This is a genomic window from Cryobacterium gelidum (genome assembly GCF_004403985.1).
GTDB classification, from domain to species: Bacteria; Actinomycetota; Actinomycetes; order Actinomycetales; family Microbacteriaceae; genus Cryobacterium; species Cryobacterium gelidum.
Genome location: NZ_SOHL01000008.1, coordinates 143,771 through 164,060, shown reverse-complemented (window position 1 = coordinate 164,060; position 20,290 = coordinate 143,771). Strand labels below are relative to the sequence as shown.

Annotated in this window: 16 protein-coding genes and 1 tRNA gene; 1 reads left to right on the top strand and 16 read right to left on the bottom strand. The window is 64.7% G+C overall.

All coding sequences use genetic code 11. From position 1 onward, the window contains the following. Window positions 1-119: 119 nt before the first annotated feature. The 3 genes from E3T50_RS04905 to E3T50_RS04895 form a co-directional block, all read right to left on the bottom strand. Window positions 120-1,097, bottom strand: a complete 978-nt coding sequence (locus E3T50_RS04905; RefSeq protein WP_134550840.1) for a ribose-phosphate diphosphokinase — start codon at window positions 1,095-1,097, stop codon at window positions 120-122. Further along, entirely contained in the window at window positions 1,098-2,540 is a 1,443-nt protein-coding gene (gene glmU, locus E3T50_RS04900; RefSeq protein WP_134550839.1) for a bifunctional UDP-N-acetylglucosamine diphosphorylase/glucosamine-1-phosphate N-acetyltransferase GlmU, read from the bottom strand. A gap of 35 nt (window positions 2,541-2,575) precedes the next feature. Further along, a tRNA-Gln gene (locus E3T50_RS04895) sits at window positions 2,576-2,647 on the bottom strand. A 121-nt stretch (window positions 2,648-2,768) separates the two neighbouring features. Here E3T50_RS04895 and E3T50_RS04890 point away from each other — a divergent pair. After that, entirely contained in the window at window positions 2,769-3,260 is a 492-nt protein-coding gene (locus tag E3T50_RS04890) for a MarR family winged helix-turn-helix transcriptional regulator (RefSeq protein WP_134464286.1), read from the top strand. A gap of 35 nt (window positions 3,261-3,295) precedes the next feature. Here the strand turns inward: E3T50_RS04890 and E3T50_RS04885 are convergent, their stop codons facing one another. From E3T50_RS04885 to E3T50_RS04825, 13 genes are all read right to left on the bottom strand, one after another. Then, window positions 3,296-4,279 carry a phosphate ABC transporter ATP-binding protein gene (locus E3T50_RS04885; RefSeq protein WP_420898715.1) on the bottom strand — a complete coding sequence of 328 codons (984 nt, stop codon included), beginning with the start codon at window positions 4,277-4,279 and terminating at the stop codon, window positions 3,296-3,298. Between the two features lie 46 nt (window positions 4,280-4,325). Then, the gene (locus tag E3T50_RS04880) at window positions 4,326-5,357 is read right to left on the bottom strand and encodes a sortase (RefSeq protein WP_241990764.1); all 1,032 of its coding nucleotides are present in this window, start codon (window positions 5,355-5,357) and stop codon (window positions 4,326-4,328) included. Beyond that, the gene (locus E3T50_RS04875) at window positions 5,354-5,893 is read right to left on the bottom strand and encodes a hypothetical protein (RefSeq protein WP_134550838.1); all 540 of its coding nucleotides are present in this window, start codon (window positions 5,891-5,893) and stop codon (window positions 5,354-5,356) included. The genes E3T50_RS04880 and E3T50_RS04875 overlap by 4 nt, the downstream gene beginning before the upstream one ends. A gap of 380 nt (window positions 5,894-6,273) precedes the next feature. After that, the gene (locus E3T50_RS04870) at window positions 6,274-7,254 is read right to left on the bottom strand and encodes a hypothetical protein (protein WP_134550837.1); all 981 of its coding nucleotides are present in this window, start codon (window positions 7,252-7,254) and stop codon (window positions 6,274-6,276) included. A gap of 64 nt (window positions 7,255-7,318) precedes the next feature. Further along, window positions 7,319-8,383, bottom strand: a complete 1,065-nt coding sequence (locus E3T50_RS04865) for a COG1361 family protein (RefSeq protein ID WP_166784203.1) — start codon at window positions 8,381-8,383, stop codon at window positions 7,319-7,321. Between the two features lie 144 nt (window positions 8,384-8,527). Beyond that, window positions 8,528-9,613, bottom strand: coding sequence for a hypothetical protein (locus E3T50_RS04860; RefSeq protein ID WP_134550835.1), 1,086 nt, complete (start codon window positions 9,611-9,613; stop codon window positions 8,528-8,530). 38 nt (window positions 9,614-9,651) lie between these two features. Further along, window positions 9,652-10,758 carry a hypothetical protein gene (locus E3T50_RS04855; protein WP_134550834.1) on the bottom strand — a complete coding sequence of 369 codons (1,107 nt, stop codon included), beginning with the start codon at window positions 10,756-10,758 and terminating at the stop codon, window positions 9,652-9,654. 113 nt (window positions 10,759-10,871) lie between these two features. Next, window positions 10,872-13,586 carry a hypothetical protein gene (locus E3T50_RS04850; RefSeq protein ID WP_134550833.1) on the bottom strand — a complete coding sequence of 905 codons (2,715 nt, stop codon included), beginning with the start codon at window positions 13,584-13,586 and terminating at the stop codon, window positions 10,872-10,874. Then, window positions 13,583-15,247, bottom strand: a complete 1,665-nt coding sequence (pstS, locus tag E3T50_RS04845) for a phosphate ABC transporter substrate-binding protein PstS (RefSeq protein WP_241990763.1) — start codon at window positions 15,245-15,247, stop codon at window positions 13,583-13,585. The genes E3T50_RS04850 and pstS overlap by 4 nt, the downstream gene beginning before the upstream one ends. Continuing rightward, window positions 15,244-16,533 carry a phosphate ABC transporter permease PstA gene (gene pstA / locus E3T50_RS04840; RefSeq protein WP_241990762.1) on the bottom strand — a complete coding sequence of 430 codons (1,290 nt, stop codon included), beginning with the start codon at window positions 16,531-16,533 and terminating at the stop codon, window positions 15,244-15,246. Before pstA ends, pstS begins: the two co-directional genes overlap by 4 nt. After that, on the bottom strand, window positions 16,533-17,573 hold the full coding sequence (gene pstC / locus E3T50_RS04835) for a phosphate ABC transporter permease subunit PstC (RefSeq protein ID WP_241990761.1): 1,041 nt from the start codon (window positions 17,571-17,573) through the stop codon (window positions 16,533-16,535). Before pstC ends, pstA begins: the two co-directional genes overlap by 1 nt. 162 nt (window positions 17,574-17,735) lie before the next feature. Then, the gene (locus E3T50_RS04830) at window positions 17,736-19,514 is read right to left on the bottom strand and encodes a protein kinase domain-containing protein (RefSeq protein WP_134550832.1); all 1,779 of its coding nucleotides are present in this window, start codon (window positions 19,512-19,514) and stop codon (window positions 17,736-17,738) included. Continuing rightward, entirely contained in the window at window positions 19,511-20,278 is a 768-nt protein-coding gene (locus E3T50_RS04825; RefSeq protein ID WP_134550831.1) for a lytic transglycosylase domain-containing protein, read from the bottom strand. Before E3T50_RS04825 ends, E3T50_RS04830 begins: the two co-directional genes overlap by 4 nt. Between the last annotated feature and the right edge of the window lie 12 nt (window positions 20,279-20,290).

Below are 20,290 nucleotides of genomic sequence, written 5' to 3'. Positions count from 1 at the left end.
ACGGGTAGAAGCAAGCATTCCTGGCGCACCCAGTGTGGCGCGCGGTTAACGAACGAGAGGCGGTGGCCGCAGCCACCGCCTCCCGAAACTAGCCACTCCTGCGGCCGGATGACCGACCGCTACGCGGCGCCGTCGAACATCGAGGTGACCGACCCCTCGTCGAAGACCTCATGAATGGCGCGGGCCAACAGCGGGGCGATCGGCAGCACCGTCAGGGTCGGAAAGCGCTTTTCCGGCGGGATCGGCAGGGTGTCGGTGACGACCACGGCGCTGATGGCCGGGTTCTGCAACATGTCCACAGCCGGGTCGCTGAACACGGCGTGCGTGGCAGCGACGACGACGCCGATGGCGCCAGCCTCGCGCAGGGCTTCGGCCGCCAGGGCGATCGTGCGACCGGTGTCGATCATGTCGTCAACGAGCAGGCAGACGCGGCCCTCGACCTGGCCGACGATTTCGTGCACGGAGACCCGGTTGGGCACGAGCGGGTCGCGGCGCTTATGGATAATCGCCAGCGGCACTCCAAGACGGTCGCTCCAGATGTCGGCGACGCGCACGCGGCCCATGTCGGGCGAGACTACGGTAAGGGTGGCGGGGTCGAGCTTCTCGCGGAAGTGCTCAAGCAGCACCGGCATCGCGAACAGGTGGTCGACGGGACCGTCGAAGAAACCCTGGATCTGGGCAGCATGCAGATCGATCGACATGATGCGATCGGCGCCGGCAACCTTGAACAGGTCGGCGACGAGGCGCGCCGAGATCGGCTCGCGGCCGCGCCCCTTCTTGTCTTGCCTGGCGTAGGGGTAGAACGGGGCGACGACGGTGATGCGCTTGGCCGAAGCGCGCTTGAGCGCGTCCACCATGATGAGCTGTTCCATCAGCCATTCATTGATCGGCGCCGTGTGGGACTGAATGACGAAGGCATCCGACCCGCGCACGCTCTCATCGAATCGGGCGTATAGTTCGCCGTTGGCGAAGGTGCGCGCGTCGGTATGGAGCAATTCAGAACCAAGCTCCGTGGCAATATCGAGCGCGAGTTGCGGGTGCGCTCGCCCCGTAACCAGTACTAAACGTTTTTCGCCGCTGGTCTTGATTTCCGACACTTATTCTCCAGTCTCTGTGGTGCTGCTGCTCGCTGCGGCAGCTGTGGCCGCAGCAGTGCCTGCACGGTTGGTCTCGACCCAGCCATCCATATTGCGCTGGGGAGCCACCGTAATGGCCAGCGCCCCGGCAGGCACATTCTTGCGGACGACCGTACCTGCCCCCGTGTACGCTCCGTCCCCAATTGTAATCGGCGCGACGAACACGTTGTGCGACCCGGTGCGCACGTGCGACCCGATCGTCGAGCGGTGTTTGGCGACGCCGTCGTAGTTGGCGAAGATTGTTCCAGCACCGATATTCGACTGCGCACCGACGGTGGCGTCGCCCACATAACTCAGGTGCGGCACCTTGCTCCCGGCGCCGATCTGGGCGTTCTTAGTCTCGACGAAGGCGCCGATCTTGCCGTCGGGACCGAGCACGGTATTCGGCCGTAGGTACGAAAACGGGCCGACGGATGCCCCGGCCTCGATGACCGCCAGGGTCGCGTCGGTGCGATTCACGCGGGCATCCTCGCCGATTTCGCAGTCGCGCAGGGTGGTATCCGGGCCGATGATCGCGCCGGAAGCCACCACGGTGGCCCCGACAATCTGGGTACCGGGCAGCAGGGTGACGTCCGCCGCGAGCACGGCCTTGAGGTCGATCCAGGTGGTAGCCGGGTCTTGCACGGTCACGCCGGCGAGCTGCCAACCACGTACGATGAGCGCGTTGAGTTTCTGCGCGGTATCGCCGAGCTGGGCCCGATCATTGATGCCGGCCACGATCCAGGCGTCGGCGACGGGAACGGCGCTCACCTCGGAGCCAGCCCGGCGCAGCAGTTCGATCACATCGGTGAGGTATTTCTCGCCCTGCGCGTTGGCCGTCGTGAGCTGGTCGAGCTGCTCGCGCAGCGCGGCCAGGCCGAACAGGTAGACGCCCGCGTTGATCTCGGCCACGGCCAATTCAGCATCCGTCGCATCTTTCTGCTCGACGATGCGATCGAAAGCGCCTTCGACCGAGCGGATGATGCGGCCATAGCCGGTCGCATCGTCCGGGTAGGCGGAGAGCACGGTACCCGCGGCTGCACCCTGACGGTGGGAGGCGATGAACGAAGCGAGCGTGGCGGCGTTCAGCAGCGGCACGTCACCGTTGATGATGAGCACGTCGCCATCGAAATCGGCCGGCAATGCGGCGACGGCCTGCTCGACGGCCCGGCCGGTGCCGGGGATTTCGTCCTGGTCGACGATCGTGCTGCCCGGCAGGTCTTCGGCCACGACGGCGGCCAGCAGGTCGCGTTCGTGCCGCACAACGGTAATGACGTGGGCCGCATCGAGGGCACGCGCGGTGGCCAGCACGTGGCTCACGATGGGAACTCCGGCGAGCGGATGCAGCAGCTTGGGCAAACTGGACTTCATGCGCGTGCCCTGGCCGGCGGCCAACACGATGATGGCGAGGCGGGCGTCTGTCACAGTATTCCTAACGCAGTGATGAGAGAAATTAAGTGCTCCGCCACCAGGATTCGAACCTGGACCGAACAGCTCCAAAGGCTGCCGTGCTGCCGTTACACTATGGCGGACCATGCCGACCGAGACCAGCAACTAGTCAAGTCTGCCAGACTCTCACGCCTCGCGGCGCACACCCGGCCCCCAAACGACCCTCCGGCGAGGAAACCCCCGGACAAGCAGGATAATGGAGAAATGCCTGGCCATGATGAAGTCGATCGGATCGTCGATTCGTGGCTGCGCGAACGCCCGGATCTTGATTTCGCGCCGTTGCAGGTGCTCAGCCGGGTCGCGCGCCTAGCGAAACACCTCGATCGGGCCCGCCGCACCGCGTTCTCCCGCTCGGAACTCGCCTCGTGGGAGTTCGATGTGCTCTCGGCCCTGCGCCGGGCCGGCACACCCTACGAGCTCAGTCCGAAAGCCCTATTGCAGCAGACACTCGTCTCGAGCGGCACCATGACAAACCGCATCGACGGGCTGGTCGACCGCGGGCTGGTGACGCGCCGCTCCGCACCGAACGACGGTCGCGGCATTCTGGTGGGTATGACGCCCGCCGGGCTCAGCCGAGTGGATGCCGCCATCACCCGGCTGGTCGACGCGGAAGCCGACCTGCTCGACACCCTCTCAGCGACCGACCAGGAACGCCTGGCGGCGCTGCTGCGCAAGCTCAGCCTCGACTTCGACTGACCGCGCTCCTGGCTTCGGCGCTCACCACAGGGCCGCTAGCCGAAGCGACCATTGACGTAGTCAGCGGTGCGGCTATCAATCGGGTTACCAAACATGGCGTCGGTGGGACCGTGTTCCACGATGCCACCGGGTGTGCCTTGCGCTGCCAGAAAGAAAGCGCAGTTCTGCGACACGCGCTGCGCCTGCTGCATATTGTGCGTGACGATGACGATCGTGACCTCGTGGGCGAGCTCGAGCATAGTCTCTTCGATTACCCGGGTCGAGGTGGGATCGAGTGCGGAACACGGCTCATCCATGAGCAGAATGCGCGGGGTGACCGCGAGCGATCGGGCAATGCACAGGCGCTGCTGCTGTCCCCCTGAGAGTCCACCGCCAGGAGCGCGCAACCGGTCCTGGACCTCTTTCCACAGTCCTGCCTTAGTCAGGCAGCTCTCAACCAGAAGATCTTTTTCGTCATTGGAAGCACGGCGTCCGGTGAGGGTGAGACCGGCCACGACGTTGTCGTAGATCGACATGGCCGGAAACGGGTTGGGCTTCTGGAAGACCATGCCGATGTGCTTGCGAGCGTCGACGAGCTTGCGCTCGGGGTCGTAAATGTCCTCTCCGTCGAGCAGGACTTCACCGGCCAGGCTCGCCGAGGGTACCAGCTCATGCATGCGGTTGAGAATGCGCAGGAAGGTCGACTTGCCGCACCCGGATGGACCAATTAGGGCGGTAATGATGCCGGCGGGCATCGTCAGATTGACCCGATCCAGCACCTGGCGGTCGCCAAACCACGCCGACACGTTGCGTCCTTCGAGGGTGGCCAGGGGGGCGAGGGTGCGTGCTGGCGGAGAGAAGTTTGCGTCCACGACTTGATCGGGGCCCGGCCAGCGTTTCCCCCACGGCGGGGCCAGGCGCGTACGCCCGCTCGAGAGCGGGGTCCTGGCCGGCAGGCGGAGCTTTCGGTCACGCTGCGCCGGCTGCGGAAGGTACTCCGTAGCGGGCGAGGGCTGCGCGGCGGGAAGCACCTGTGTCATCTCGTCGTCGTACACGTTCTCTTTCATGACTATTCGTTTCGGGTTGCTAGAGCAGATTCGGAAGCAGTCGCACAAGCTGGTCGGCTACGAAGAGTCCACCAACAGTGACCACGGGAACAAACACGGTCCAAGCCTTTCGGAGGCCAACCCGCCGGAATGCCCAGACCGCGGCAAGTTCGACAATAAGAAGGAACTGAAGCGCGAAGACAAGCGCCCAGACCGTCGACGTATCCGTGGCCATTTCCTGGTCGGCCAGCGGCAAGGAGTTATAGGTGGTCTGCCGAGCGCCGGCGGGCTTCGTCTCCGAAACGAGCTCGGCATCGACGCGGGCGATGCCGCTGGGCACAAAGGCCGGCCCACGTGCCGTCACCAGTACCAGTCGGCCTTTACCGGCTGGTAGCGCCGGCGGCGTCGGATCGCCGGCATACCGCAAGCCGAGGACGGCGTAAGTGTGTTCGCCCTGACCGGTGGTTACCGTGAATTTCTGCCCCGGTCGCAATTCTTGAATGCGGGCGAACGGACCGCCGTAGGCCGCTGCCCTGCCCATGATCACGCTGTACCCGGCTTGCCCCGGAAGCATCGTGTCGCGGCGATGGCCGGGCCCCGCCCGTAGCGTGCCAGAGTCAGTGCCCTCAACCACGATCTCGTTCACACCGATCGAGGGGATGGTTAGGAGCGCGACGGGTGTACCCGCGGTGAGTAGAACCTTGTCGACGGTGCCCTCGCTCACCGGGGCGGTACCCTCAGCCAGCTCGAAGCGGAACGCGTTGGTGAGCTGCTGTTGACTTACCAAGTGCTGAAGGTGACCGAGCACGGTGATGGTGCCCAGCAGGCCGAGTATCAGCACCGAGAGTATCGCCAGGGTCGAACGGATGGCCTGGTCCCGCGGCGTGAGGTCGGCTGGCGGTCGTGGCGGCGTCGGCATCCGTCGTGGCGGCGTGGGAATCTTCGGCGGTTTCATCGCCCCGGGAGCTTTCGGCGGCATCTGCCGCGTTGAGCTCAAACCGGATGTCACCCGTCCCAGCAGCCCGGCCACATCGGGGGCCCTCTGTTGACGGGGTGGCTTCACGATGGTCATGATGCCACTCCCGCCATGTTTACCGTTGGGCGAGCCCTGCGGAGAATGCGCGTGGCGCGCAGGACGAGTGCCAGCGCACCACCGGAGGCTAGGACCACGAGCAGGAAGTACGGGGGAATCACGATCAGCGAATCCCTAGATACCGGTTCCAGACCCGTTCCGCGCACCTCGCTCGGCGGGGTCAGCAGCACGTGACCCGTGAACACTGTCCATTGGCCAACACCCTCGAGTGTGGCCGTCACGGTCCGGGTCTCCGCCGGGGCGAGGTCGGTGACCGCAACGTCGTCGATGGCTGCCAGCTGCATACCGAAAACGTTTGTAACCCAGAACTTGAGATGCGACGTGACGGGGGCAGTCGTGACGTTCTTTAGGGTGAAGGCGAGCACGATGTCGCCGCCGCCGGGCCCGAAGTCAGTCACGGGAGCAGCGGTGACCCCGCTGACATAAAAAACACCGTCAATGTCGGTGGGGCTGGTGCCCAGATCGTGCGTGGCCTCAGCGGACCCTGTTGCCGTGGTCTGGGTGATTCCGGGCACGACGGAAGCCTGTCCCGTTGACGATGAACGCGAGGGCACGAAGAGGGATTGCGACGGTGCCGGTGTCGGCGAGGGGCTAGCCGCCGGTCCTAACACAGTCACGTGGAGGTCAACGCCGTGAGAATCATCGGTCGCCGCGGTGAAGGTCGAAGCGAAGGCGCGCGGAACGCCAGGGTTCACAGCGACGCAGGCGACGCCCGTCAGCGCTAGCAGCGCGATGAGGGCCGCTGTGGAAGGCCGACGTTCGGCACGTAATTTAAACACACTCCAGTAAGCACGGCCAAGGTTTCGGCATGCTGACGGTAGGGCTAACGAGAGGTAAACACGGCCGGGCGCGGTATCGCCCGGACGCTTGATCGACCGCAGAATTCGCCCCACGGCTACTGCGACACGAGCGTCAGCGACAGCGTTGACTCGTAGGTGCCCACGGTCTTCTCCGGCGGCGCGACAAAGGTCAGTCCGGCATCGAGGACCGTAAAGCCCACTGCCTGCGCCGGAGAGCCCGAGGCCAGGTTCATCGGATAGCTCACCGATCCGGCGGCCTGGCCGGGAAAGAGTCCGATTCCCTGGGCGTCGGTGCTGACGAGTTGCGGCACGATCCCGAGCTGCGAGCTGCCGATCACGGAGCCGTTGGCGGCATTGACGAAGTCCGCGACGCTCGCCGACAGCGTCCAGCCCTCACGGGTTTGGGTGCGACCGTCAGAGATGACGACGCGGCCGAGCGATCTGCTCGTGGTCGAGCGACCGTTGACGAGGGTGGGGCCACCAAAGGTGGCGACGGCCGTCCCCGACACGACAAGGCCGAGTGCACCGTTGCTGTCGCTCGTAGTGGCCGAATCGATCGTGCCACCTTCGATGATCGCGAACGATGCGACCACCTGGATAAACGCATTACCATCGGCGCTCGTTCCCTCCACGGTGATCGTGTGGCCGCCGATTTCCAGGTTGGCGGGCAGAGTGCCGCTGGCCTCGAAGTAGCCTTCGGCATCAGCTATGCCACTGTCAAACAAGAAAGGCATCGAGTGTACCCACACCTCAACATCGGAAAAGGGCTCGAGGCCATGCACCCGAATGATCACCGGTGCGGAGTCTGCGTGCGCCCCCAGCGGCAGGGTCACTCCGACGTCGACCGGTCCGGTGGGCAGCCCCTCGACGACGGATACGTTCACGTCGATGGCCTCAGCGTCATCCGCCGACGCGCTGACTGCCGCTGAACTCGATCCCAACGCCAGTGCGACGGCCATCGTGACAGCGGGTACGCGAGTACGCGAGTACGCGAGTACGCGAGTACGCGAGTACGCGAGTACGCGAGTACGCGAGTACGCGAGTACGCGAGTACGCGAGTACGCGAGTACGTGCATATTTATGGAACATTGTTCCCCCTGGTTATTTCTGTGCGATGCAACTTCGGTGCCCTGCGCGTGCCTACCCGACGAGAACTTCTTCCTCCCGCGCCTTGCGACGCGCCTCGGCTTCGGTGTAGTCGATCCAAGCCGCGGCCTGCGCGGAGTTGCGCTTTCGACTAGAGCGCGCCGCGAGCCACGTTCCTCCGACGACAAGCACCAGCAGCAGGAACGCCCACGGGACCACGAAAAGGTCGCTGCTGCGCGCGCCCGACGGAAGCACACCGGCGTTCAATGCGTCGTCATCGATGGTCGCGGCGAGGGACACCCGAGGGTTGAGGTAAACCCACGGGCCCACGCCCGGCACGACTATGGTCACGACGCGGGACGTGCCGGGCAACATTTCCGGAATTTGCTGGTCGACGAGTCCGCTGAGGGGAATCCCAAAGAAACCGCGCACCTGCGCGACGGTGTCAGCGCTCAGCGAGACGTTTCCTGTATTCGACAAACTCATCTTCATGGTGGTTTCGCCAGCGAACGGGTTGATGCTCGGCTGGTACGACGACTCAATGCTGCTGATCGTCAGGCCCGGCTGCAAGAGGCCCTTCACACGCACATACAAACGGATGCCCACCCGCCGGTCGACCGAGACCTGCCCGGCTGGCGACAGGGCCGAAACAATCATGCCGCCGGAGTGGTCGCCCGGGCTAGCGTCGATCGGCGTAGTCATGGTGAACGGCAGCACCCGTTGGGAACCCGGGTCGAGGGCAACCTGCATGCTGTTGGTGCCATTGTCAAAGGTGATCCAGTGCCCGGCGTCCACGGCAACCGCGCCCCCCTCAAGCAGGGCAAAACTGCCGTCCTCGGCGTTGAAGGCGTCCGTGGCGTATACGGTGACGGTCTGAACGGTGGTGCCGGTGTTTTGCACGAGGTACTCGTCCTGAAGCGTCTGGCCGGGTTCAACCTGATAGCTGAACCGGCTGCGGGACTGGTCAACGCCCCCGTTGGCCGCAGGAGCACCAGCGATGCCGTCAGAATCTTCTGCCCAAGCTCCCGAGACGCCGAGGCTCACGGTCATTCCTAAGGTGACCAGCACGCCGGCGGTCAGGGCGAGCAGCAGGCGTGCTGCGGGGGGGCGAAGACTCACGATCGACGTTCTCATTTCTAGGGGCTGACTGAAATAGTGCTTGAGTGTTGCGGTGTTGCGGTGTTGCGGTGTTGCGGTGTTGCGGGAATAAGGGGAGGAACGACACGAATGCCCCTCCTCCCCCCTTTCAACTGGTGACGCCTATTACTTCGAGACGACCGTGAGGGTCATCGTCGAGGTGTACGTGCCAGCGGCCTTGTCCTGAGGGGCGACAAAGGTCAGGTCGGCGTTCAAAACGGTGTCACCGACCGTGTTGGCGGCCGAGCCCAAGGCGAAGGCATAGGTGCCCAAAGCGGCACCGGCTACCTGAGCCGCTGCTGCGGTGACGCCGGTGGCGGAGGTTCCAGCAGCAACCAACTTCGGGGCAACACCCAGCTGCGACTTGCTGATGATGTTCGTCGGGTCGGCGTTGTTCTTGAAGTCAGCGACGGTCGCGCTCAGGTTCCAACCTTCACGCGTGACACCCCGGCCGTCATTGACGGTGATGTTGCCGAGGGTACCGATCGTGGTCGACTTGTTGTTCACCAGCGAGGGAGTGCCGAACGACGCCGCAGCGCCGGCCGGAACCGTGAGAGCGAGTACACCGTTGCTGGCAGCGGTCGTGGTTGGAGCGAGAGCAACATCTCCCGACGTGCCTGCCGGAGCCGGGGCCGGAGCCGGGGCTTCCGCCGTCAGTGCCTCGATCGTGTAATTACCGGTACCGGGAGTGATGTTGATCGTGCGGTAAGTCGACTTGACAACGGTCACGCCGCTATTGGTGGTGCAGGCAAAACCGAGGTTGTACTTTCCACCCGCAGCCTTGACCGCAGCCTGGCCCGGCGTTCCGGCCGTCATGTTCTGGGGCGTTAGGTTGACGGCGATAAGTTCCTTGGTTCCCGCGACGGCGGGGTTCGGGTTGAAGAGTGCGACCGACTTGGCCGCGAAGTTCCCGACGGTGCGCTCGTTGCCGACGGTCGCGAGGAACGTCGACGCGCCGGTGGTTCCGGCCGGGCAGTAGCTCGGCGTGTCGTAACCCGCATCGGTGCCAGCACCCAGGTTGTCGCCAGCCCAGGTGAAGACGACCGCCGGGTCCGTGACGAGGGCCACGTTGGCATCGTAGACGTACAGGGGTGCGTCCGAGCCGTTGGCCTGGGCAACGACGGCGTATGAAGAGGAGACGCCAGCACCGGAGACGAGCGCGATCGTGACGGCGCCGATAGCGATGAACTTGGTGTTCTTGCTCAGCATCATGAGTTTTATATTCCTATTCAGAGTCGGTTAGGCGGTGACTAGGCAGTCTTGGCAACGCGGAAGGCGGTGAGACCAGCGGTGGGAGCGAGGAAGCCGAACTTCTTCTTGACAGCGCCGGAGCGGGAGACGATGCCTGACGAGTTGGCTAGCGACTGCGGCTGGGTAGCGTCAACCAGCGCGAACAGGCCGGCGTCGTACTTGGCGTTCGCAGAGTCGACGCGAGCGTTCTCGACGACGAGGTAGGTGTCGCGACCCCAGGTGGTGTCGGCGTAGTACGCGGCGTTCGGAACCATGGTGGTGCCGGTGCCGGTGACGGGCAGGACACCCGAAACGAGGGAACCGAGCGTGCCGGTGCCGCGCTTGTCGTAGGAAGCACCGGTGTTCATGGCGACCCAACGGGACACGGCCATGGGCATGACCGACTCAGCTGTCAATGTCGTCGCGTCATGCTCCTGGCCTTCGACGACGCAGCCGCCCTCGGCGATTGTCTTCATGAGGGTTTCCGTGGAGCCGATCTTGATCAGGAAGTCCTTGCGGGTTCCCGAACCAGCCTGCGGGATGATCGGCGTGAGGGTAACGCCACCGATCTGAAAGCCCGGGGAGCACTCGTAGAGGCTCTTCATCTGCGCGGTCGTCATCGCGTCGATGCCCGTCGCGGTGCCCTTGTACGCGTATGCGATGGCGTCGCGACCGAACGGCACGTAGAGAAGCTCGCCCGCGGCGTTCGCGGTGCCAGCGCTGGAGGAGCGAGCAATGTCCACCTGGTCGGTGATGACGACGTTGACCGGGCTGCCGACCGTGCCGGAGGTATAGGCTGCTCCATCGATGGAGCGGCTGAGGGCTTTCACGCCATCGCCGGATCCGTTGGGACGGCCGAAGCGAACTCCGCCAGACTTAGCGGTGATGTAAGGGGAACCGGTCGCATCGAACGATCCGATTGTGCCACCGTTGACGACCGTGCGAACACCGGAGCCGGTGATCGAGGTGCCATTGGCGAGGGCGTTGACGACGTCTTCGAGCGTGTCAGAGCCCGCAATGCTGTAACTGTTGGAGACGGGGTCGGCCGTGGCCGGTGAAGCAACTGCAAAGCCGGAGAGGACAACGCCAACCGTTGCGCAGAGCGCAAGAGTCTTCTTCGAAATCACTTTGATGCCTTTCGGATGTGGTGCAAGAGACGGGCCCGGTCGGGCACGCCGGTCTTGGGCGATCGTTCTGAGGCGCGAAGCCCCGAGTCGAGTCGTCAAGTGGGGACGCGGCATCAGAATCGTCTCCTGAAGCGCGAAATCATGGGGAAAGCGCCGGCCGAGAGGAGGCCGGCCAGAAGTCCGGCGGGAAGCGCGGCCGAGACCGGGCCCATTGGGGGGTCATCCGGGGTTGGCTTGCCGACGAGCGGTCCCGCCGCGGACCCCGTTGCCACTGGATCGGCCGCGGCCGCGCTGACCGGCCCGGCAGCCGCAGCCACCGCGGCCGTGGCCGATACAATCGCTGCCGCGGCAGTGGTATTGGTGGGCGCTTGCACATCCACGTAGATGGGTGCCGCCCTGGAGCCGGTTGTGGGCACCGGTTGCGCAATCGGGCTAATACCGTCCTTGATCGCCGTCGCCGCAAGCAGCGCTTGATCGATCCAGGACTGCGGCATCGGCGCGTAGCCCGCGGGAAGTTGCCCGAGGGCCGTGCCGGGCACTTGGCCCCGCGAAGCGGCGTAGGTGATGAGGTTGGCGTACTTGGCTCGCAGTGAAGCGTCGGTCTGCAGCGGGTTGAGTGCGGCGTAGACGGGCATCGTCAGGGGATAAGCAGTGGGTGCTGCGATCGCCTTCGATGAGGCTGGGTCGTACTCCAACACCTTGGCCTGAGTGGCCGTCGGTGTCATAGCGCTCGCCGCTGCCAGCATCGAAGAGGACGTCGGCGCGACAAACTTACCCGCTGCGTTTTCCAGCGACGCGGTGACATTCTGATACCGAGCCGCAGACGCCGTCGTGGTAAGGCCGAGCACACCCTGGTCGCCCGCGAGACTGCGCACGGCCTTCTGGTACTTGTGCGGTGTGGCGTTGAGATCCCATTCACCAAGGGCCAGACCGTCGCCGCGCAGGGTCAAATAGGCGCCGCTTTCCCAGTCGGAAGCAAAGGGGCGCCAGGTCACGAGGTTGATCGGACCCGGTGATGATGCAGAGGTTCCCCTGACTGTCTCGACGGGGTCGGCCTTGGGAAAACTGTCTTTGGGCAGGGAAAGACCCGAGCGGGTCGGGTTTACAGTGGCGCTGGTGGAATAGTACGGGTTGACGATCATGCCCGACTCGTCGGGAGTGCCATTCAGGAAGGCGACCGCCTCGGCATCCGCCAGAATGTAGCGCCACACCTGGGTAGCCAGGTCGGAGCGTCCGGAGGGCGCGAGTACGTCAGAGAGCGAAATGCTGTTCAGATCCTGATAGGCCCACTCCGGGTCGTTGATTTTGAGGAACTCCGGATCGCGGGTGATATTGGCGGCGTTCTTGCCCTGATCGGTGAAACTCGCGTAGCCCACGTGGTTGAGGTCGGCGCCGGGCGGCAGGGACCCGACGTACGATGCGGTGAGCAGTTTAGCGAGCAGGCGCGGCGTGAGATTCACCGTCTCAAAGGGTTGAGTCTCGGCGTCGATGTAGGACTGCGGAACAGTGCCCGATGGCGTCACACGTCTATCAATGGCAAAACTCACCGCGATTCCGGCAATGCCCACTGGAGCGTACTGCAGGGGATCTGCGGTGGTGGTGCTGTAGGGCCTTGAGGTGAAGGCAAGTGGTCCCGGGAGCTTCTGCACGGCCGAGGCGAGCGAGTCTGCCTCGCTACCGGTTGACAGCACGAAGGCCGAACCGCTTGCGCCGGCGCACAATTCTGGTTGCCAGGACGACACCGCTCCGGCAATGAGCTCGCTGCCGCTCAATTGCACTTCGGAGCTACCAATCTCACAGCGTATTCCGACGGTCTTGAAATCGAGCTTGACAGCGATGCTGTGCTGCCACGCATCCCAAAACAGGCCTGGGCGGATGATCTGGGTGACGCCAGAATCACCCGTGCCACGGGGGATGATCACGAGCCAGCATGACTGGCCCACAGTGGGCTGGCCAGTGACGATGACCGGTTGGCCACAGCCGAGGCCGGGCGATTGCATCGATGTCTGCATCTCGAACTTGGCCGAACCTGTACCGCTGTCATCAGACCCGGCCCACTTGACTTCATTCGAGGTGAACTGGGTGTAGTACTGGTTCGATGCCAGGTCAACGCCGACGATGCCGCTGGGCAGGGGAACACCTTCGGGCGTCGGGTCCCCGCGGGCGGTCTGCACCTTGCCCGCCTTGTCACTAATGTAATGAGTCAGCACCGAAGAGCCCGGGTTCTTGAAGACCGCGGAGATGAGCTCGCCGCTGGCTGCCTTGAACGGGATGGCAGTGAACGGACTTGCCGACAGTCCGTAGTTTGGGGTGGTGTACTTTTCGTCCTCTGAAGCGATGTTCGGTGCCAGCCCCTTGGCTGCCTCGACCGCATCGGCGTCTTCGGGGTCAATGTTGGGCAGAACTCCGGAGTCGCGGCCAGCATTTGCGAACGCGCCATACTGGCAGGTCGTACGGTCGGGGTGACCCGGATTGTCTTGGTCCTCGCCCCAGCACTGCGCGATCTGCAAAAAGTTCTCGCCGCCCACATTGCCCTGCGGGCGCGTGGACTTCTTGTTGCCCGCACCCGTCCAGCTGACGAGCACTCCCTCTGAAGTAAGGTCCGTCGTCTTCGAGACCGTCACAGCTAGGTCAGGAAACGGAGACCCAGCCGGCGTGATGGCGCTGGATGCATTCACCGTCACGGCGCTCGACGTGTCGGCGGATGCCGCCGACGGGGCGAACGAAGCCAGCACGGACACGCCGATTCCTACGACGAGTCCAACGACGATTCCGCTGGCGCCTGCGCGGGCCCAGATCGAATCCGTGGCGAATATACGGCGCGTCATTTTTTGCCTGCTTTCGCGACGAGCGGTTTCAGCCGCTGCCCGAGCACCGGCGGCAGCACGGCCAAACCGACCAAAAGAATTCCGGCAAAAAGCATGATGGATTGCTGGGCCCCCCAACCGTTGTCGGGGAGCGTGAATGGTGCGGCCACTGCTGTTCCCGCGAAGCTGGAGCCGGCGCCGGCGGCGGTGCCGCCGGAGACCAGGGCACCGTTTTCGTCGTACACGGCGGCTACGGCACCCGCTTCGCTGCCGGGCGCAGCAGCTCCCACGGGTCCGGAAACTGCTTCCCCAGCAGCAGGGCTGCCGCCCGTGGCGGAGCCGCCGGTGCCGGTGCCGGACGTGGGAGTGTCAGCGATCGCGCCAGCGGTGCCGGTCGTGCACTGGCTGGTGCCGACCTTGTCGCACTCGGCCGGTTGTGCGGCTGTCACGGCAAGCTGGTTGCTGGATAGTGAGTCACCGGGTTTGAATGTGGGGTTGTTGCACTTGTTGATATCCACACCCGAGACGTCCGCCCCGGGCACGCGTTTGATCTGATCAAACCCGGCAGCGACGAGGTTCATCGGCAGCGGAGAGTAGCCGAGCGCCTCGGCTTGTTGCTGCCCCTCGCAGAGCATGTAGTTTGCGAAGGCTCCGAGGGTGAGGCCCTTCTTCTCGGTGAAGACACCACCGACCGCTGTTGGCACGATCATGTACGAATAGCTCGACAGCGGGTAGCTGCGGGCGTCGGGGTTGTTGTAGACGCCATCGAGGATCTGGGTCAGGTAGTCGGGGCTGGTGTTGGGGACATCCGTCTTGATCTTCGCCTGCAGCAGGGCGACGGCGACCGAGTCGGCGGTGGGCTCCACGTAGTAGCCTGCCGAGTTGAGAACCTTGGCCACCGGAAAACCGGCTTCGAGGGCGTAAGAGTACTCCACGTAGGTGATGGCTCCTTCGCCATAGTCCTGGCTGACGTAGCCGGCCACGCCGGAAGATCCACTTTGGGCCTTGGCGTTGCCAAAAGTCGGGAATTGCGAGGTCAGCCCGCAGGGCGTTGCCCGGCCCACCGATTTGCAGAAGGCGTTCCACAGGGCGGGATGCTGCTTCGACATCCAGAGGCTGAACTGGGCGGTCGAGCCGGAACCGTCGGAGCGCACCACGGGCACGATTCCTTTGCCGGGCATCGCCAGGCCGGGGTTGTCGGTCTGGATCGCCGGATCGTTCCACTTGGTGATGACACCCGTGAAGATCTTGGTGATGACCTCGCCACTCAGACGCAGGTTCGACACGCGCGTCCCGCCGATCTTGAGGTTGTACATAAACGAGGAGCCACCGGCGACGATCGGCATGTACGCGTAACCCCGAGAGGGAACCTCGGGGGCCGAGTTGTCTTCCGGCTTAATTTGGAACGGAATCTCACTCACGGCGAAGTCGACACTGCCAGCGACGAAGTCTCGTCGGCCGGCCGACGAACCGACCCCCGAATAGTTGACGGTCATCCCATAGTTGGAAGCTACGTTCTTACGCCACTGGTCGAGCGCGTTCTGCGACCAGGTGGAACCGGTGCCGGTGATGGGGTCATAGCTCACGGCCTGGGCTGGCACGGCGCCGAGCACGCTGGTCATCACAATGGTGAGGGCAATAAGGGCGCGGATGGCGGGAATCCGGCGGGAATGGCGCGTCACGAAGACGTCTCCTTCGCGTTGAGGTCTGATGGTGGTAGAGATGGGGGTACATGGAGGCGGGCTCGGCGAACGCCGTTGACGGTGATGCGTTGCAGGTCGCGAGCGGATGCCGCAACAACCCGCTGCTGCTGCCGGCGGCCCAGCTGGCCAGGGCCCTTTCCTCCGATGACCCGCGCGATGGCAAACAGGGCCAGCACCAACAGGATCAAGACGGCCGCTGATCCGAAGCCTCGGGCGATCATGTTGGGTTCCGGGGACTTGATGAAATCGAAAACCTGCAGGGGCAGGGAGATCATTGGACCCTCGAACGGGTTCCAGTTCACGACAGCCGTCACCCCGGAAGTCAGCAGCACCGGGCTGGTCTCGCCGATCCCGCGCGCGGTACCGAGAATCACGGCCGTGGCCAGCCCCGGTCGAGCGGTGGGCAGCACGACGTGCCACACCGTGCGCCACCGGGTCGACCCGAGGGCGTAGGCGGCCTCGCGAAGATTGCCCGCGACGAGTCGAAGCACGATATCGGATGCCCGGATGACAATGGGCAGCATCATCACCGTGATCGCCATAGCCGCGGCGAAACCCGATCGCTGGTGAGTGATCAGCACAATGATCGCGGAGTAGACGAAGAGTCCGGCAACGATGGACGGGAGAGCGGTCATCGCATCCGAAATGGTGCGCACAAAGCGAGCGAACTTGCCACCAACCTCGTTGAGGAAAAGCGCCGTCATGATTCCCAGCGGGATCGTGACGGCGAGGGCCATCGAAATCTGCATGAGCGTTCCCAGAATCGCGTGCACGATACCGCCGACGTCCAGCCCGTCCAGCGGGCCGGCGAGCTCCATGCTCTGGGTGAAGAAGTTCAGGTGGGGCAATGCCTCCTGGCCGCGCACGAGGGTGAACGCGACGACGAAGACAAGCGCGCCGAAGAGCAGCACCCCGGCACTCGCGAGCAGTACCGCCATCACCCGGTCCTTGACCTCCTGCCAATCGCTGGCGAAACTCACCAGCAGGGCATAGAAGCCGATGAAGGTCAGGTACGCCACGAGCAGCCACCCGACTCCGCCGGAAAGCGGAGTGAACCACCCAAAGAGCAGTACCGCGACCGCGATGCCTGCGGCCGCTGCGCCGAGCACGTTGAACCGGTCATCAAGACGTGCGCCGCGCACGCGGCGTCGCGGTCCGACGGGAATGCCCGCTGACGACGGGATCGTCGTGGTGTGGGTTTGGGGGTCGATCGTGTCGCTGGGGTCCGGGCTATCCATGCCAATGGAGTCGAGAAGAATGGTCATCAGTTGCTCTCCGCCCCGGATCGGGATCGCGCCACAATCGACGAGGCCGTGAAGTTGATCACGAGCGTGATCAGGAACAGGACGAGCCCGGCCGCCATCAGCGCCGAAAGGCCAAACGAGCTGGACTCGCCATAACGCAGGGCGATGAGTGCGGAGACGGAGTTCGTGCCGGTCTTCAACACCTCCCAATTGATGGTGAAGATCGGCGAAATGATCATGTAAACCGCGATGGTCTCACCGAGAGCACGGCCGAGGCCAAGCATCGTGCCGCCGATAATACCGCCACGACCAAAGGGCAACACCACGGCCCCGATCATTCCCCAACGAGTGGAGCCGAGAGCGAAGGCCGCTTCACGCTCACCGATTGGGGCCTGTGAGAAAGCCTCCCGCATGACCGAAGTTTGGGTGGGGACGACCATGAGTCCCACGACGATACCGGCGATGAGCGCAGAGGACGTGAAGGCACTGGCTTCGGTGAGAGCGTGGCCGGTCGCGTCCTGAACTCGAAAAAACGGGATCCAGTCGAAGTAGGTGGAGATCCACCGGGCCACCGGGATGACGTTGGCCTGCAAAAAGAAGACACCCCAGAGTCCGAAAACCACGCTGGGCACGGCTGCCATCAAGTCCACCAGCGTGACCAGAGTGGCGCGCAGCCGCCCTTGAGCAACTTCGGAGATGAGCAAGGCGGTCCCGACGGCGAGCGGCACGGCCACGCACATCGCGATCAGGGCGATGGTAATGGTACCAAAAAGCACGGCGGCGATGCCGAAGGTCTGCGACTCCGGAGCCCAATCCTGCTCCGTGAGAAACGAGAGACCGGCGACTCCGAGTGCATCCGAGGCTCTGAAGGAAAGGAAAACTCCCACAGCGAGCATGATGGCGACCGTGATGAGTCCCGCAGTGAATGCCACGGAGCGGAACACCCTGTCCGACACCGACGGTCGGGAAATCAGCGAGCGCCGAGTCTCCGTCTCGACGGGAAGCGTCTCGGCGTCCGGCGCCGAGCGCGAGGACATCGAGGCGAACGTGGTATGTGGCATGAGTTGATCCTTGATACGAGACGGAAAACGAAAGGGCAGAACCGCGGTGACGGCTCACACACCTGTCACATATTTGAGTTGCTAAGTGAATTCGTGGTGTCGATTTGGCGACCAAGGCGTGGACGCGACCTGTCAGCTTGGCGTAAAATCTGGGGTCTACCCCTATTTAGTAGCGGCGGTCGGTGCTGGGGTGGGTTGGGGAGTATCGGTTGGTCCCGGAACAGCCGACGGAGTACTCGTTGGCGGCGCGGCTGCTGCTCCGGCCACAGTGATCGATACGGTCGTGCCGAGGCGCAGCACCGCGGTCTCCCCTGGCAGGCTGGCCAGTACCGTACCCGGCACCGCGGAAGCATCAGCACGAATATCGACGACCACCACGAAGCCCGCGTTTTGCACGGCGGCCACGCCTTCAGCCTGGGTCAGACCCGTCGTCGCGGGAACGCGGTTGGAGCCGGAGGCCACGATCAGGTCAACGGCGTCGCCCGGCGCCAGCCACGACCCGGGACTGGGCTGGAGGGTGAGAACGGTGTCGCCCAGGCGCACCGACTCCAGCGTTGTCAGAGCGCCGAGCCGCAAGCCGATCTTTTCAAGAGCGACCCGGGCCTCGCCGAGGGACATCATGCTGAGCTCGGGTACCAGCACGGCAGTGTCGACAACGTCGACGGGCGTCGGATGCGGTTTGGGCGATTTCGTGCTCGGAGTCGGCACAGGGCTGACCGCGGGCGACGGAGTACTGCGCACGGCGATGGATGACCCGGCGCTCGCGCCAGCGGCGGCCACCCACCCAGCCGCCACGACTCCGACAACCAGTGCTAGCGCCAGCCAGCCGTCTGCCGGACCGGTGCGGGCTCGACGCCTTGCCGGCACGGGCGCCGTGGACACCGTCGGAACGCGGGGAATGAGGGGCAGCATGGTGCTGGGCCGCGCTGCAGCGGGCAGTACGGTGGTGCGGTCATCCGCTTCACCGTCTCCGCTCGGGGCGGTGCGCGCGTCGAACCGGCGCGTGAAATCGTCCCCGAGCAGGGCGCCGGTATCCCACGGTTCGGGTGTTGCATCGAGAAGGAAAATCGCGTCCTGCATCTCGGCGGCGGAAGCAAAGCGATCCTCGCGGTTTTTAAGGAGCGCTCGCACGACGATCCGGTCCACTCCCTTCGGAATTCCCCGCCGTGTGACCGAGGGTACCGGCGGTGGAGTGATCGAATGAGCCCGAGTGACGGCGCCCGCTGAGTCGCGCGGGAACGGCGCGCGGGCTGTCAGCGCGAAGTACAGCACCCCTCCGAGCTGGTATAGGTCTCCTCTCTCATCGACGGGGATCCCGGCCGCTTGTTCCGGCGACATGTAGTTCACGCTCCCGAGCACGCCGGCAGCCTCCCCCGTCCCAGCGGGCTCGCTACGGAGAACATTCGAACCGGTCGCGGCCCGCCCGGCGGTGTCGGCCAGGCCGAAATCCAGAAGGCGCACCCCGGCCACATTCAAAGCGCCATCGGCCGCTACGGCGATCATGATGTTAGCCGGGGACACATCGCGGTGGATCAGGCCGACGTTATGGGTCGCTGCGAGGCCTCGCAGCACGGCGGTGGCCAGGGTGAGGGCGTTCGCTACCGAAAGCGGACCGTGGTGCCCGACATACTCGGCCAGAGTCTCGCCCGGGGCAAGCTCGAGCGCGATCCAGGCGAGTGGCTCCCCCTCTTCGTCGTGCATGCCGACGCCCAACACCGCGACGATGTTCGCATGCCGCACACGTTCGACCGCCCGAGCCTCTCGAAAGAATGCTTCTCGAAGTCGCGGGGAGTGTGACAGTTCAGGGTGAAGTACTTTGAGGGCAACGGCATCACCAGAGCGGATGTCGATGGCTGAGAAGACCGACGCCGATCCCCCGGTTCCGAGCAGCGCGCCCAGCCGGAACCGCGCGGAGATGAGGCCGGCGACCGGGGCGCTCATGGCATCCGCTCGGTGTAGCTGTTTGCCGTGGCAGCCACCAGATCTACGTAGCTGTCGACATGGTTGTAGGAGTAGATGGCTAAACGCCACGATGACGCCGTCGAGAGATCGCCCGTGTCACAAAGATACCGTCCGGCTGCGAGTGCAGCGTCGTCGATCTGTTGGGGGTCGGCAACACCGTCTGCGTTTCCATCGGCACCCCAGATGGCCCAGGTCGCCGGGATGAATTGCAGGGGTCCCACAGCCCGGTCCCACCGCGGGTTGCCGTCCAGTGTCCCCGTGTCGGTGTCGCGGAAGGCTGCGTAGGTCGTGCCGTCGAGGACCGGACCGAAAACTCCCGGCACCGTAGTGCCGCCGGCATCGATCGCGGAGCCCCTGTTCCTGCCGTGATCGGACTCGATCGAGCCGAGCGCCGCCAGGGTGGCCCAGCCGAGCCCGCACCCTGGCTGTTCCCGTGCCAGCCGCAGCTCCGCACCGGCGTACCCGAGCAGCGCGCGGAGCGGTATGCCGGTTGCCGCCGCCGCCGAGGCGGCCCATTCCTTCGAGACCATGGCCGCCGTGGAACTTAGGCCAGCCGTCGCCGAGGGCGGTTCACTTGTCAGAGGCGATCCGGTGGGTGGCGGCGCGGGAAGCACGAGTGCAGGCTGCTCGGCGACCCGGTGGGCCTCCGTCGACGCCCCGGACCGGGTCGACTCCGGTTGAGCAGTGCTGACAGCTTCGCCCGCGAGCCACGCCGCCAGTGCCAGCACCAAGCACAGGGGCACCCACTCCACCCA